Origin of the sequence: Yoonia sp. 2307UL14-13 (assembly GCF_037572755.1) — a bacterium.
Classification (GTDB): domain Bacteria; phylum Pseudomonadota; class Alphaproteobacteria; order Rhodobacterales; family Rhodobacteraceae; genus Yoonia.
Genome location: NZ_JBBIFZ010000004.1, coordinates 287,407 through 301,037 on the forward strand (window position 1 = coordinate 287,407; position 13,631 = coordinate 301,037).

At 58.7% G+C, this 13,631-nt stretch carries 16 protein-coding genes; 6 read left to right on the forward strand and 10 right to left on the reverse strand.

Annotated features, from left to right (window positions below):
• Positions 1-36 precede the first annotated feature (36 nt).
• The 5 genes from V8J85_RS12740 to V8J85_RS12760 all read right to left on the reverse strand — a co-directional run bounded on the left by V8J85_RS12740 (position 37) and on the right by V8J85_RS12760 (position 2,613).
• A complete protein-coding gene (locus V8J85_RS12740; protein WP_339954127.1) occupies positions 37-597 on the reverse strand; it encodes a F0F1 ATP synthase subunit B in 561 nt (186 codons plus the stop codon).
• A gap of 4 nt (positions 598-601) precedes the next feature.
• Positions 602-1,147 carry a F0F1 ATP synthase subunit B' gene (locus V8J85_RS12745; RefSeq protein WP_339954128.1) on the reverse strand — a complete coding sequence of 182 codons (546 nt, stop codon included), beginning with the start codon at positions 1,145-1,147 and terminating at the stop codon, positions 602-604.
• Positions 1,148-1,224: 77 nt separating this feature from the next.
• Positions 1,225-1,449, reverse strand: coding sequence for a F0F1 ATP synthase subunit C (locus V8J85_RS12750; RefSeq protein ID WP_008233394.1), 225 nt, complete (start codon positions 1,447-1,449; stop codon positions 1,225-1,227).
• A gap of 56 nt (positions 1,450-1,505) precedes the next feature.
• Positions 1,506-2,288 carry a F0F1 ATP synthase subunit A gene (locus tag V8J85_RS12755; RefSeq protein ID WP_339954129.1) on the reverse strand — a complete coding sequence of 261 codons (783 nt, stop codon included), beginning with the start codon at positions 2,286-2,288 and terminating at the stop codon, positions 1,506-1,508.
• Positions 2,278-2,613, reverse strand: a complete 336-nt coding sequence (locus V8J85_RS12760; protein ID WP_339954130.1) for an AtpZ/AtpI family protein — start codon at positions 2,611-2,613, stop codon at positions 2,278-2,280. Before V8J85_RS12760 ends, V8J85_RS12755 begins: the two co-directional genes overlap by 11 nt.
• Before the next feature lie 195 nt (positions 2,614-2,808).
• Between V8J85_RS12760 and V8J85_RS12765 the strand changes: the two genes are divergently transcribed.
• Positions 2,809-3,129: an ArsR/SmtB family transcription factor gene (locus V8J85_RS12765; RefSeq protein ID WP_339954131.1), complete on the forward strand. Its 321-nt coding sequence runs from the start codon at positions 2,809-2,811 to the stop codon at positions 3,127-3,129.
• Positions 3,130-3,333: 204 nt separating this feature from the next.
• Here V8J85_RS12765 and V8J85_RS12770 read toward each other — a convergent pair whose 3' ends face one another.
• Both V8J85_RS12770 and V8J85_RS12775 read right to left on the reverse strand, forming a co-directional pair.
• Positions 3,334-3,672, reverse strand: coding sequence for a hypothetical protein (locus V8J85_RS12770; RefSeq protein ID WP_339954132.1), 339 nt, complete (start codon positions 3,670-3,672; stop codon positions 3,334-3,336).
• Positions 3,669-4,367, reverse strand: coding sequence for a DUF599 domain-containing protein (locus tag V8J85_RS12775; RefSeq protein WP_339954133.1), 699 nt, complete (start codon positions 4,365-4,367; stop codon positions 3,669-3,671). Before V8J85_RS12775 ends, V8J85_RS12770 begins: the two co-directional genes overlap by 4 nt.
• 89 nt (positions 4,368-4,456) lie before the next feature.
• On the opposite strand from V8J85_RS12775, the gene V8J85_RS12780 reads away from it, so the two are divergent.
• From V8J85_RS12780 to V8J85_RS12800, 5 genes are all read left to right on the forward strand, one after another.
• A complete protein-coding gene (locus V8J85_RS12780; RefSeq protein WP_339954134.1) occupies positions 4,457-5,890 on the forward strand; it encodes an FAD-linked oxidase C-terminal domain-containing protein in 1,434 nt (477 codons plus the stop codon).
• Between the two features lie 63 nt (positions 5,891-5,953).
• Positions 5,954-7,027, forward strand: coding sequence for an FAD-binding protein (locus V8J85_RS12785; protein ID WP_339954135.1), 1,074 nt, complete (start codon positions 5,954-5,956; stop codon positions 7,025-7,027).
• Positions 7,027-8,346, forward strand: a complete 1,320-nt coding sequence (gene glcF, locus V8J85_RS12790; RefSeq protein ID WP_339954136.1) for a glycolate oxidase subunit GlcF — start codon at positions 7,027-7,029, stop codon at positions 8,344-8,346. Before V8J85_RS12785 ends, glcF begins: the two co-directional genes overlap by 1 nt.
• 57 nt (positions 8,347-8,403) lie before the next feature.
• The gene (locus tag V8J85_RS12795) at positions 8,404-9,210 is read left to right on the forward strand and encodes a trypsin-like serine peptidase (protein WP_339954137.1); all 807 of its coding nucleotides are present in this window, start codon (positions 8,404-8,406) and stop codon (positions 9,208-9,210) included.
• Positions 9,211-9,353: 143 nt separating this feature from the next.
• The gene (locus tag V8J85_RS12800) at positions 9,354-9,821 is read left to right on the forward strand and encodes an Hsp20 family protein (protein ID WP_339954138.1); all 468 of its coding nucleotides are present in this window, start codon (positions 9,354-9,356) and stop codon (positions 9,819-9,821) included.
• 50 nt (positions 9,822-9,871) lie between these two features.
• On the opposite strand, the gene V8J85_RS12805 is transcribed toward V8J85_RS12800, so the two are convergent.
• From V8J85_RS12805 to polA, 3 genes are all read right to left on the reverse strand, one after another.
• A complete protein-coding gene (locus V8J85_RS12805) occupies positions 9,872-10,348 on the reverse strand; it encodes a pyridoxamine 5'-phosphate oxidase family protein (protein ID WP_339954139.1) in 477 nt (158 codons plus the stop codon).
• Between the two features lie 92 nt (positions 10,349-10,440).
• On the reverse strand, positions 10,441-10,800 hold the full coding sequence (locus V8J85_RS12810) for a hypothetical protein (protein ID WP_339954140.1): 360 nt from the start codon (positions 10,798-10,800) through the stop codon (positions 10,441-10,443).
• 18 nt (positions 10,801-10,818) lie between these two features.
• Positions 10,819-13,617: a DNA polymerase I gene (gene polA, locus V8J85_RS12815; RefSeq protein ID WP_339954141.1), complete on the reverse strand. Its 2,799-nt coding sequence runs from the start codon at positions 13,615-13,617 to the stop codon at positions 10,819-10,821.
• Positions 13,618-13,631 lie beyond the last annotated feature (14 nt).

Sequence of the window (13,631 nt, forward strand, 5' to 3'; positions counted from 1 at the left end):
TCGGCACCCGGGCTTTGGAAAGGTCGTGTCAGCGGGCTAGTGTAGTTTGGCTGCAACCGTATCGATGCTTTCGTCGATCAGGTCACCAGCGGCCTTGGCATCCATCTGCTTGGCCATCACGTCCTTTGCGGCGCCTACGGCGACACTGATCGCCTGATCGCGCACGTCCTTGATCGCAGCGGCTTGGGCGCTGGCGATCTGCTCTTCCGCAGCGGCAAGGCGACGTTCGACCGATTTCGCGATATCGTCCTTTGCGTTCGCGGCGGCATTCGACGCCTCTTCCTTGGCGGAAGCGACGATGCGATCCGCCTGTTCCTGCACTTCCTTCTGCTTACGTTCATAAGACGCGAGCAGCGATTGCGCCTCTTCGCGCAGCGCCTTTGCCTCGGACAGTTCGGCACGAATGCTCTCGGCGCGCTTATCCAGCATCTCGCCCACTTTGCCCGGTACCTTGTAGTACAGCAGGATACCGATAAAGATCAGAAAGGCGATCGAGACGACGAAATCGGTGTTGCCCAGCGAAAAGAACGGCTTGTCACCAGCGGCCAGCGCGGGCGAGGCGCTCAGCGTGATCAGGGCAGCGATCAGAATTCTCATGGGCTTACCCTTTCATCCGTGCATTGACGGCCGCCGTGATCGTGCGCGCATCCGCTTTGCCGCCCATCACTGCGACCAGCTCTTTCGCTGTATCCTTGGCCACGTCGGTTACGCTTTTCACCGCACCGTCACGAATCTCGGCGATCGCCGCTTCGCTTTCGGCGGTCTTCGCCGCGATCTCGGCATCGGCTTTTTTCAGTTCGACATCCAGCTCGGCCTGAATTTCGGCCTTTGCCTCGGCAACGATCTTTTGTGCCTCCGCCCGGGCATCGACCAGCGCCTTTTCATACGCCGCTTCTGCTTCGGTCGCCTTGATTTTCAATTCTTCCGCCGCAGCGATGTCATTGGTGATCGTCCCCGACCGCTCTGCCAGAACCGCACCAATGCGGGGCAACGCGATGCGGGACATCACGAAATAGATGGCCGCCAATGTGACCACCAGCCAGAACACCTGGTTGGGCATCCAATCCGCACAAAGCTGCGGCATACCAAGGGCCGATCCCCCGGCATCGACGCAAACGCCTGCGGCTTCTGTTGTTTCTGTCGCCATCAGTGGCCCCCGAATACCTTGGGTGATCACTGGCTGACATGTATCACGTCAGCCAGTCGTAAGGATGTGGGTTCGTCTTAAACGGCGAACATCAGCAGAAGCGACACGAGGAATGCAAAGATCCCCAGCGCTTCGGCAAAGGCCAGACCGATGAACAGGGTCGCTGTCTGACCGGCAGCAGCGGATGGGTTGCGCAGCGCGCCAGCCAGATAGTTACCGGCCACCGTGCCAACACCGATAGCAGCAGCGCCAGAACCGATTGCCGCCAGACCAGCGCCGATATGTGCGAGTTCGCCTTCCATTGTGAAATCTCCTTACGATTGGAAGTTGCGTAGGGTGGGTTTCAACCCACCAAACCTTAGTGATGCGGATGCAATGCGTCCTTCAGATAGACACATGTGAGAATGGTGAAAACGTAGGCCTGAATGCCCGACACAAGGACTTCGAGCCCATAGATCGCCACGATACCGAAAATCGCGATCGGGCTGACCAACGTGAGGGCCGCAAACCCCGCGAAAACCTTCAGAACCGCGTGGCCTGCCATGATGTTACCGGCCAGACGGATGGAGTGGCTGACCGGGCGGACAAAGTACGAAATGACCTCGATCACCGCGATGATCGGGCGCAGGATTGCGGGTGCATCCGACATCCAGAACAGCCCAAGGAACGAGGCACCGTTTTTGATGAAACCAAGGATCGTCACGCAGATGAACACGCCAAAACCCAGCACGGCGGTCACCGCGATCATGGAGGTCGGGCTATATGACATCGGCAGCAATGCCAGATAGTTCGCGAACAGGATGAACAGGAACAGCGTCATGATATATGGGAAATACTTCACCCCATCCTTGCCGGTCACGTCCTCGACCATCTTGTAGATAAAGCCGTAGATCAGCTCACCAATCGACTGGATGCGGGTCGGCACGATCGCGCGGCCTTTGCTGCCGACCGAAAAGACCAGGATGATGGCAAGCAACGCAACGAACATCCAGAACGTCACGTTGGTCGGTGTGTACCAGCTGATCGGGCCAGGCGTGCCGTCGCTGCCCCACATGTTGCCGGGGCCGAACATCGGTTTAACGATGAACTGATCCAGCGGATGAAATACCAGACCACCTTCGGCTTTGTCTTCAGTCGCCACGTGCGTCACCCTCTTCGTTCGCAGCCGATTGCTGCTTCATCTGCACCTCTTTGGCCGACCGCATCATGGTGAGCACACCGGCGGCAAGGCCAAAAAATAAGAACAACACCAGAAAAATCGGCATGGTCCCAAACAGGGTATCCAGTCCGTATCCGATGCCGAAACCGATCCCCAGACCGGCCACAAGCTCAATCACCATCCGCCAGGCAAGCTGCGCTTGCGAATAATGTTCTTCCGAATGGTCCTTGACCTCTGCCGGCGCTTTCAGCTTTGCGATTTTCGCCTCGAGCGCCTTCAGGCGTTCAGCATCGTCGCTGTCGGACATCGGTCTCATCCCCTCGAAAGGTTGAATGTGGTCTAGGCGGCAGGCGTGACAGAGTCAAGCTGACGCCGATCATGATTAAGCATCTGTTTTATATGAGTATTTTGGGCAAGATGATAAGCGCGACCTGGGGCTGCGCGCCGCTTCGATATTCAACCAAATGGTTGACGTTTTCCGGACCATCCCCTTAATCGCGCCATGGCCGCATCACTCGACACCATCTTCGCCGCCCTCGCCGACCCGACCCGCCGGGCAATCCTTGCCATGCTGCTCGAGGACGATATGGCCGTCACCGACGTGGCCGAACCATTCGACATGTCGCTCGCCGCAATCTCCAAGCACCTGATCGTGCTGACATCCGCTGGTTTGATCAGCCAGGAAAAGCGCGGGCGGGTGAAATGGTGCAAACTGGAACCCGACGCCCTGCGCGATGCATCGGTTTGGATGCAGGCATTCGGGCAGATGGGGCCGGTGGACCTTGATGCGTTCGAGGCGTTTCTGGAACGGGAACTGGAGTGATCAGCAGATCGGGTTCCAGCGACCTGCGTTAACCGGACCGTAACACCTTCACCCGCGCGGTGGGTTAACTGCCCGAAATCTGCAGCATTGTCCGATGGAATTCCGATGAAAGTCCGATAGAATTCCGATCGCCAAAAAGAGCGAATTAACCAAGTTTAACTGGACTTTCAGCAATGGCGATCCGTCGGACCGCACATCACATACTCATTCCGTTAACTTTACCTCATAAAGGTCGTCCGACCACCCATCCACATTCGTCCGGGCACGGATAAAAACCGAGGTAACCCCATCCGGGATCGTGACCCCGCTCAGCGACCTTGTAAACGGCTGCTCTTCCACATGCGGATGGAACAATTCGCGATAACCCAGGCGGTTGCCATCGGCATCCAGCACCTCCCATCCATCGGCGTAATCGTCCCAGCCGGTGTCGGGATGGGATATCGTCACACTGACGCGGTCGCCATCGATCGTGACGTTTTCGACCACGGCAGGGTCAGCGAAAGCGGGGGCCGCACAAAGGGCCAGGATGGGTGAATATTTCATAAATCCTCCTGTAACAGAATGCTGCGCGGAAGGGATGCAAATTCCCGTGACCAGACCAGCCAAAGGGTTACGATCGTCGCCGCGATCAGAACCAGCGGCCCGATCAGCCAAGCCAATGATCCAAGGGCGAAATACATGCTGCGCAGGCCCCGGTTAAAGTTGATGGCCGCACGGATATTCAGCTCGGCCGCCTGCCCCGCCAGCGGATATGCCCTTGGGTCTTCGGTATCGTTGGGCACGGCCGCCATGACCACCGCGCAATAGCCGAACACACGGTTCGCCCAGACGAATTTCAGGAACGCATTGGTCAGAAACAGGGCCACCAGTCCCAGCTTCAACTGCCAGATCAGCACCGGGACGGGCATGTCGATCACCTCTGCTGCGACGCCCTGCAGGGGGGCCGTGTTGCCCACCAGCGCCAGCACGCCACCGATCGCCAACAGGCATGTCGAGGCGAAGAAGGATGTGCCCTGTCGCAAGCTCATCAGGATCTGGCTGTCGAAAATCCGCGGATCGCGCGTGACGAACATGCGCATCCAATCCCGGCGCCGTTCGGCCATCAGGATGGTGACGGATGGACGCTTGGCACCCGGATGTTCGATCAGCCAACCGATTGTAAACCAAGACAGAAGTATAAACGCGGCTGCCCCCCAATCGAGCGTATTCAACAACGTCATATGTTCCAGCAACCGCATGCGGATTGTCTAACCGCTGCACCCAAGACTTGCCATAGATCAAAATTGGTCATATAACTTTACCAATCACACCGATCAGGGAGTCGTTCATGGAAATGCCAGCCCCCAGCGCCAGCGTTCTGTCGCGCAAGGACCAACTTGTCGAACGCCTTCGGCAGGTTCTCCCACCGAATTCGGTGATATCTGACATCGCAGAGACCCGCGCCTATGAATGCGATGCCCTGACCGCCTATAAATGCCCACCGCTTTGCGCTGTGCTGCCGTCGTCGACCAAAGAGGTCGCGGCGGTTCTGAAGATTTGCCACGATATGGGCGTTCCGGTCGTTCCCAGGGGTTCCGGCACATCACTCGCAGGCGGTGCGTTACCCACAGCCGATAGCGTCATCCTGGGCGTTGCGCGCATGAATCAGGTGATCGAGACGAACTATGATGACCGCTACATCAAGGTGCAGACGGGCCGCACGAACCTGTCGGTCACCGGTGCTGTCGAAGCGAACGGTTTCTTCTACGCCCCCGACCCGTCAAGCCAGTTGGCCTGCGCGATTGCGGGCAATATCGCGATGAATTCCGGCGGGGCGCATTGCCTGAAATACGGGGTGACGACCAACAACCTGATGGGCGTTACGATGGTCATGATGGATGGTACGGTGGTCGAGATCGGTGGGGCGCATCTGGATGCGGGGGGCCTTGATTTGCTGGGGCTGATCTGCGGATCCGAAGGGCAACTGGGTGTGGTGACCGAAGCCACGTTGCGCATCCTGCACAAACCCGAAGGCGCGCGGCCTGTCCTGATGGGCTATGACAGCAACGAGGTCGCAGGTCAGGTCGTCAGTGATATCATCAAGGCGGGCATCCTGCCCGTCGCCATCGAATTCATGGACCGTCCCTGCATCGAAGCGACCGAAGCCTTCGCCAAGGCGGGCTATCCTATGTGCGAAGCGCTTTTGATCGTCGAAGTCGAAGGATCGGATGCCGAAATCGACTATCAACTTGATCTGATTATGAAAATCGCGGCCAGTCATAACCCGGTCGAACTGCGGCAGGCCAAGGATACCGACGAGGCGGGGCGCATCTGGCTGGGGCGCAAATCGGCCTTCGGGGCGATGGGGCAGATCAGCGATTATATGTGCCTGGATGGGACGATCCCTGTATCCTCCCTGCCCTTCATGCTGAAACGGATCGGTGAGATGTCTGAGGAATTCGGCCTGAAAGTCGGCAACGTTTTCCACGCGGGCGACGGCAACATGCACCCGCTGATCCTGTTCGACGCCAACAAGCCCGGTGACCTGGAATTGTGCGAGAAATTCGGCGCGGAAATCCTGAAACTCTGCGTCGAGGTGGGAGGCTGCCTGACCGGCGAACATGGCGTCGGCATCGAAAAGCGGGACCTGATGGATGTGCAGTTCGATCCTGCCGATCTGGAGGCGCAGATGGCCGTCAAGGACGTGTTTGACCGGAAATGGCTCCTAAACGCGGCGAAAGTGTTCCCGCTGGAGACGTCGGCGCAGCGTCGTGCGGCGTAAAGGGGGCGCTGCCCCCGGCGCTTCGCGCCTCCCCCGCGGTATTTTTGAACAAAAGAAGATCAGATGACCCCCACAACCGAACAGGAATTGTCCGAGATCATTGCGGGCAGCAATGGCCCCCTGCGGATCAGGGGCAGCGGGACGCGCGCGATCGGGCGAACTGATGGCGCGGACCTGTCGCTGGCCAGCATGACGGGGATCACGCTTTATGAACCCGGCGCGATGACGATCGTGGCGAAGGCGGGGACGCCAGTTGCCGAGATTGAAGAGACGTTAGCCAAGGAAAATCAAAGGCTTGCGTTTGAACCGATGGATCATCGTACCGTGCTGGGCACGCAAGGCGAGCCGACGATCGGCGGCGTGGTCGCCGCCAATGTCTCCGGCCCGCGCCGCATCGCTGTTGGCGCCTGCCGCGACTTTGCGCTTGGCGTGCGGTTCGTCGATGGGTCCGGGACGGTCATCAAGAACGGCGGTCGGGTGATGAAGAACGTCACTGGCTACGATCTGGTGAAGCTGCTGGCGGGGTCATACGGCACGCTTGGGGTGCTGACCGAAGTGTCCCTGAAAGTACTGCCGGAGGTGGAAACCTCGGCCACCCTGACCCTTCGTGGGTTGGACGACAAGACAGCCATCAGGGCGCTGTCCAGCGTTTTGGGCTCACCATTCGAAGTCACCGGCGCGGCGCATCTTGCCGGCACAACCATGATACGCATCGAGGGTTTTGAGGCGTCCGTTGCCTATCGCGCCGGAAAATTGCGCGACCTGCTCAGGTCGTTTGGCGAAGCGACTGTCGAAGATGCCGATTGGACCGCTATCCGTGATGTGCGCGGGCTGGCCGATCAACCCGGCGATATCTGGCGCATATCGACCACACCGTCCGCCGCTGCCGACCTCGTGGCGCAGATCGACCCCAAAGCCGTGCAATACGATTGGGGTGGTGGCCTGATCTGGGCGCTGACACCCGAAGGCACGGACCTGCGCACCAAGCTGGGGGCTTTCGATGGTCATGCGACACTGATCCGGGGCAAGGCCGCCCAAACCTTTCACCCGGAACCCGCGCCGCTTGCTGCCATTTCACAAGGGCTTCGGGCCAAATTCGACCCGCGCGGCATCCTCAACCCGGGGCTGATGACCTGATGCAGACGACATTCACGCAAGAACAACTGAAAGACCCGGGCACAAAGCGCGCCAACGAAATCCTGCGGACATGTGTCCATTGTGGCTTCTGCACGGCTACCTGCCCGACATATCAGGTGCTGGGCGATGAACTCGACAGCCCGCGGGGGCGGATTTACCTGATCAAGGACATGCTCGAGAATGAGCGGAAGCCGGATGAAAAAACGGTCAAGCATATCGACCGTTGCCTGTCTTGCCTGGCCTGTATGACGACCTGTCCATCGGGGGTGCATTACATGCATCTGGTTGATCACGCGCGGGCCTATATCGAAAAGAACTATGACAGGCCATGGTCCGACAGGGCGCTGCGTTGGCTGCTGGCGCGCATTCTGCCTTACCCGACCCGGTTTCGGATCGCGCTTTTGGGTGCCAAGATCGGGCGACCTTTCGCCCGGTTCATGCCCGACCCACGGCTGCGGGCGATGCTGGAGATGGCGCCGAAGACGATCCCGCCGGTCAGCCGCAATGACGATCCGCAGACTTTCCCGGCGCAGAACAAAAAGATGCGGGTCGCACTTATGACCGGCTGCGCACAGCGGGCGCTGAACACCGACATCAACGATGCGACAATCCGGTTGCTGACCCGATTGGGGGCCGAGGTTGTGGTCGCCAAGGGTGCCGGATGCTGCGGCGCATTGACCCATCATATGGGCAAGGAAGATGAAAGCCACGCGACGGCCGCCAAGAACATCAAGGCATGGGCGGTCGAAATCGACGGTGCAGGGCTGGACGCCATCGTGATCAACACGTCCGGCTGTGGCACGACCGTCAAGGATTACGGACACATGTTCCGCAATGAGCCGTTGGCCGCAGATGCGGCGCGGGTGTCCGCCATTGCAATGGATGTATCGGAACTACTGATGAAGCTGGATCTGCCGGAAGGAGACGACAAAGGGACAAAAGTCGCCTATCATGCGGCCTGTTCTTTGCAGCATGGGCAACAGATCAAGGCCTTTCCGAAAGACCTGCTCAGAAAGGCCGGTTTCACGGTGCTGGAGCCTGCTGACAGCCATTTGTGCTGTGGCTCTGCAGGGACCTACAACCTGATGCAGCCCGAAATCTCAAAACAGTTGAAATCACGCAAGGTGCGGACGTTAGAGGCGCTGACACCGGATATCATCGCGGCGGGTAATATCGGCTGCATGATGCAAATCGGCGGTGGAACCGACGTTCCGATCGTGCACACGGTGGAATTGCTGGACTGGGCGACCGGCGGCCCGCAGCCAACTGCGCTGACCTCACCCGGAAAGCGGCATCCCGAAATTCCGATCCTTCGATAGTGCCATATTACTGCCGCATCTGTTGCGCATCTTCGCAGAAACCAACAGGACGATGCGATGCGGCGCTTTCTTCTTTCAACACTGATTTTTCTGACCTCCGGGACAATCGGTCTGGCGCAGCAATCGGAGTTGGTGACGCTGCAGACACGGCAGGACAGTCAGGGTTGGGAAGGTGTCGGGCGGCTGGATATCGCGAACAAGGGATTTTGTACGGCATCGCTGATACGTGATCGGCTTATCCTGACCGCCGCACATTGTCTTTACGACGATAACGGCTCTTTGATGTCGCCAAGTCGTTTCGAGTTTCGCGCAGGTCTTCGGTCAGGCCGCGCTGAGGCAACGCGGCGGATTTCGCGTGTCTTCGCACACCCCGACTATCAGCATGAGGGTAACGGGGCCGACCCGGAAGAAGTCGCGCTGGATATCGCTGTCCTCGAACTCTCGCAGCCGATCCGGACGACGCGCGTGCGGCCCTACCAGATCGCGACCCATCCGATCACAGGTGATGAGGTCGGTGTTGTTTCTTATGGACGCGGCCGGGAAGAGGCGCCCAGCCTGCAAGAGGTTTGCAGCGTTCTGGGCCGTCAAACCGGGGTCATCGTGATGAATTGCGATGTGGAATTCGGGTCAAGCGGATCACCTGTTTTCGTGGTGCGCAACGGCCAGACGAAGATCGCGTCGGTCGTGTCGGCGATGGCGCAGGTGGACGGGCAGAAAGTGTCGCTCGGGACATCGCTGGACGGACCATTGTCGACCTTGCTTGCACACTTCGCAGCATTCGGCCCCGCCAGTCCGGGCGGTACACAGCGGATCATGACACTGGGTGAACGTAACGATACAGGGGCGAAATTCGTCAGCCCTTAGGCACCGCCTTGACCTCTTGAAAACAGTTCGAAGGTTCCCAAATAGGGAATGTCAGGACGCCGGATGCGGGTCCTGATGAAACCGGTCTGTCCCATATGGGAAGACGTAAACAACTGTTATCGCTTGATAAAGGATGACCTGAAATGCGAACTTTTGACCTTACTCCGCTGTACCGTGCCACCGTTGGCTTTGACCAGATCGCCGATCTGATGGATCGCGCCCTTGCCAGTGATGTCGGCCAGAACAGCTATCCCCCCTACAACATCGAAAAGACCGACGATGACGCTTGGCGCATCTCGATCGCCGTTGCCGGGTTCACCGAAAATGACCTCGCCATCGAGGTGAAGGACCGGTCACTGCATGTAACAGCGCGCAAAGCCGAGGATGATGCAGAGCGTAAATATCTGCACCGCGGTATCGCGACCCGCGCGTTTGAGCGCCGGTTCCATCTAGCCGATCACGTCCGCGTCACCGGCGCGAGCCACGAAAACGGCATGCTGAACATTGATCTCGTGCGTGAAGTGCCCGAGGCGCTGAAACCACGCCGGATCGAGATCACGTCGACCGCCGCAAAAGATGCGAACCTGGTCGAGGCAAAGTCGGTCAACTAAAGGCTTACAGATTTAGAAAGGGCGGGTCCAATGACCCGCCCTTTTTCGTTTCAGAACGTGATGGTGCCTTGCCAACCCACATCGGGCGTTTCGTCGGTCAAGTTGGCCTTGGCGATCTCGTAGAAGAACTTGACCGGATTGTCTGACGTTAGCCAGACCTCTGCCGAGGTCGGCGTAAAACACAGCAGACGTACATCATCGTCTTTTTTGCCATCTTCGAACCAGGCGGCGGCAAAGCTGCTCCAGATATCGTCGATCACATCTTCCTCTTCAGACAGGAACAGGTTGCCCTTGATATCGGCGTGCAACCCTTCCTTTTCGTCCGTGACAACCAGGCGACCAGGCTGAGGGCTGGTTGTTACCGCTTTGACCAATGCGTTTCCGGTGGCGCTGATAAACCAGATCTTGCCTTCATCCGCGTCACGTAGCTGCGGTGACATCGGCATCAACTGGCCATCACCAAGGCCAAGCATCCCGGCGGTCACATCCTCGAGCCGGTCCCAGAATTCGCTGCGTGGATTGTCCATGACATTCTCCTGATCTTTCCTGGCACTGCGTCATGCAGCACCTGTCTGGATCAGTTAACGTCCTGCCGTGGTCATCGTTCCAAACGGCGCTGTCAGAGTGCGCAGTTGCGATCCGCACCCACGATGATTTCCTGCCCGGGAAAGGCAAACCGGGTGTCCTCGAAGAACACGAAGAATCCGCTATCTGTCCAGCGCCAGTTGCCATCGCCGAACCGTTCGCTGAAGGCATCACAGGATCGCCCCAGATAGAATATGTCGCCCGGCTGGGTCAGTCGTTCGGCATCGAGAGGCACGATAATGGGGTCCTCATCGGAAGCAACAGCCGTCAGCACGGCACCATGGCGGTTTTGTTCCGCCTTGAAGACATCTCCGGCGGCAGACAGAAACCGCTCGCCCTTGGCCGTAGCGGAACCGCCCGCCATCAGTAACACGATGACCAACACCCGAAACATGAATTACCTTTTCTTGCTTTAATGCGCCTGCGCCCAGTTTGCCCCCTGCCCCGCATCCACCGCAAGTTTGACATCCAGTTTCACGGCCGGATCGCTGGCGTTTTCCATCACATCTCTGGCAGTGCCGATCAAATCATCGACAGCGCCTTCTTCGACCTCGAAAATCAACTCGTCATGGACCTGCAGCAGCATCTTGGCGGGCATGCCGTCGATCGCATCAGGCATGCGGATCATCGCCCGCCGAATCACATCCGCCGCCGTGCCCTGAATGGGTGCGTTGATCGCGGCCCGTTTGGCAAAACCTGCATGCGGCCCCTTCGCGTTGATTTCCGGTGTGTTGATCCTGCGGCCAAACAGCGTTTGGACGTAACCTGTCTCTTTGGCAAAGGCGACGGTGTCGTCCATGTATTTGCGGATGCCCGGAAAGCGTTCGAAATAGCGGTCGATGAACCCCTGCGCCTCGCCCCGTGGGATGCGCAGATTACGGGCGAGGCCAAAGCCCGAGATGCCGTAGATGACACCGAAATTGATCGCCTTGGCCTGTCGGCGGATTTCGGGAGTCATTTCGTCAAGCGGCACATCGAACATTTCGGACGCGGTCATGGCGTGAATGTCCAAGCCTTCTTCAAAGGCCTGTTTCAGCGCATCAATCCGGGCGATATGGGCGAGGATGCGCAGTTCGATCTGGGAATAGTCCAACGCGACGATCACCTTGCCCGGCTCGGCCACAAAGGCCTCACGGATGCGTCGCCCTTCCTCGGTGCGGATCGGGATGTTTTGCAGGTTGGGGTCGGTCGAGGCGAGGCGCCCGGTGTTCGCCCCGGCAATCGAATAGGACGTATGGACCCGCCCCGTATCCGCATTGATATGCTCCTGCAGCGCGTCAGTATAGGTCGATTTCAGCTTGGACAGCTGCCGCCAATCCAGCACCCGGCGCGGCATTTCATGTTCGGTCGCAAGGTCCTCCAGCACATCCGCGCCGGTCCCATAAGCCCCTGTTTTGCCCTTCTTGCCACCCGGCAAACCCATCTCATCAAACAGGATTTCGCCAAGTTGCTTGGGAGAGCCCACGTTAAACGGCCGCCCGGCCATTTCCTGAATCTCAGCCTCAAGCCCCGCCATCTTTTGCGCAAAGGCATTGGACATCCGCGACAGCGTATCGCGGTCGACCTTGATCCCGTGCTGTTCCATCTGCGCGAGGACCGGCACCAACGGGCGTTCCAGTGTTTCATAGACTGTCGTCACGCGCCTCACATGTAGTTGCGGCTTGAACTGCTGCCACAGGCGCAGGGTGATGTCGGCATCCTCGGCGGCATATTTCACAGCGTCAGCAATCGGCACGCGGTCGAATGTCTTGGCCGATTTACCCGTGCCGAGCAGTGGTTTGATCGGGATCGGAGTGTGGCCCAGATACCGTTCTGACAGGATATCCATGCCGTGGTTATGGATGCCCGCGTGCATCGCATAGGACATGAGCATCGTGTCGTCGATAGGGACCACGTTGACGCCGTAACGGGCAAAGATCTTGGCGTCATACTTCATATTCTGCCCGATCTTGAGGATCGCCGGGTCCTCGAGCACCGGCTTGAGCAGCGCGAGGCACTCATCCAGCCCCATCTGCCCCTCGGCAATCTCGTCCGAACCGAAAAGGTCATCCGATGATTCTGCCTTATGGGTCAACGGGATGTAACAGGCCTGTCCCGGCTCGACGGCCAGTGAAATGCCGACCAGATCGGCGATCATTTCATTCAGACCGGTCGTCTCGGTATCAACAGCCACATAACCCCTTTCGCGAATACGGTCGATCCAGACCCGCAGGGCCTTTTCGTCGGCGACGCATTCATAATTCTCGGGGTCGAACGCAACCTCTTCCGGCGCGGCGACGTCTTCCGCAGGCGCCTTTGACTCGATCACCGGCGCTTCGACCCCGAGCTTATCGGCGATGCGTTTGCTGGCGGTGCGGAACTCCATCTCGGTCAGGAAATCCATCAGGACCTTGGTGTCGGGGTCTTTCACCTCCAGATCATCCAAACCGAATTCCAGCACCATATCGCAATCCAGTTGTACGAGTCTTTTGGACAATTCGATCTGTTCACGGTGATCAATCAGGGTCTGGCGGCGCTTGGGCTGTTTGATATCTTCGGCGCGGTCCAGCAGGCTTTCCAGATCGCCGTATTCATTGATCAAAAGTGCCGCCGTCTTAATCCCGATCCCCGGCGCACCTGGCACGTTATCGACCGAATCCCCGGCCAGCGCCTGCACATCCACCACCCGGTCGGGACCGACGCCGAATTTCTCATGCACGCCGTCACTGTCGATCCGCTTGTTCTTCATCGGGTCGAGCATCTCGACGCCATCACCCACCAACTGCATCAGGTCCTTGTCGGAACTGACGATGGTTACGCGACCCCCGGCTTTGCGCGCCTGATGGGACAGGGTGGCGATGATATCGTCCGCCTCGAACCCTTCCATCTCTTCACAGGCGATGTTGAACGCCTTCGTCGCGGTTCGGGTCAGCGGGATTTGCGGGCGTAGATCCTCAGGCATTTCATCGCGATTGGCTTTGTATTGATCATACATCTCGTTGCGGAACGTATGGCTGCCCTTGTCAAAGATCACCGCCACATGGGTCGCGGCATCGGGGCCGTTATTCCCCTCGACATAGCGCTGCAGCATGTTCACAAATCCGCTCACTGCGCCCACCGGCAGACCGTCCGACTTGCGTGTCAGCGGTGGCAGCGCATGATAGGCACGAAAGATGAACGCGGACCCATCGATCAGGTGCAGATGACAGCCCTTTCCGAATGTCGTGGTCATGTCACTGCTCCCAT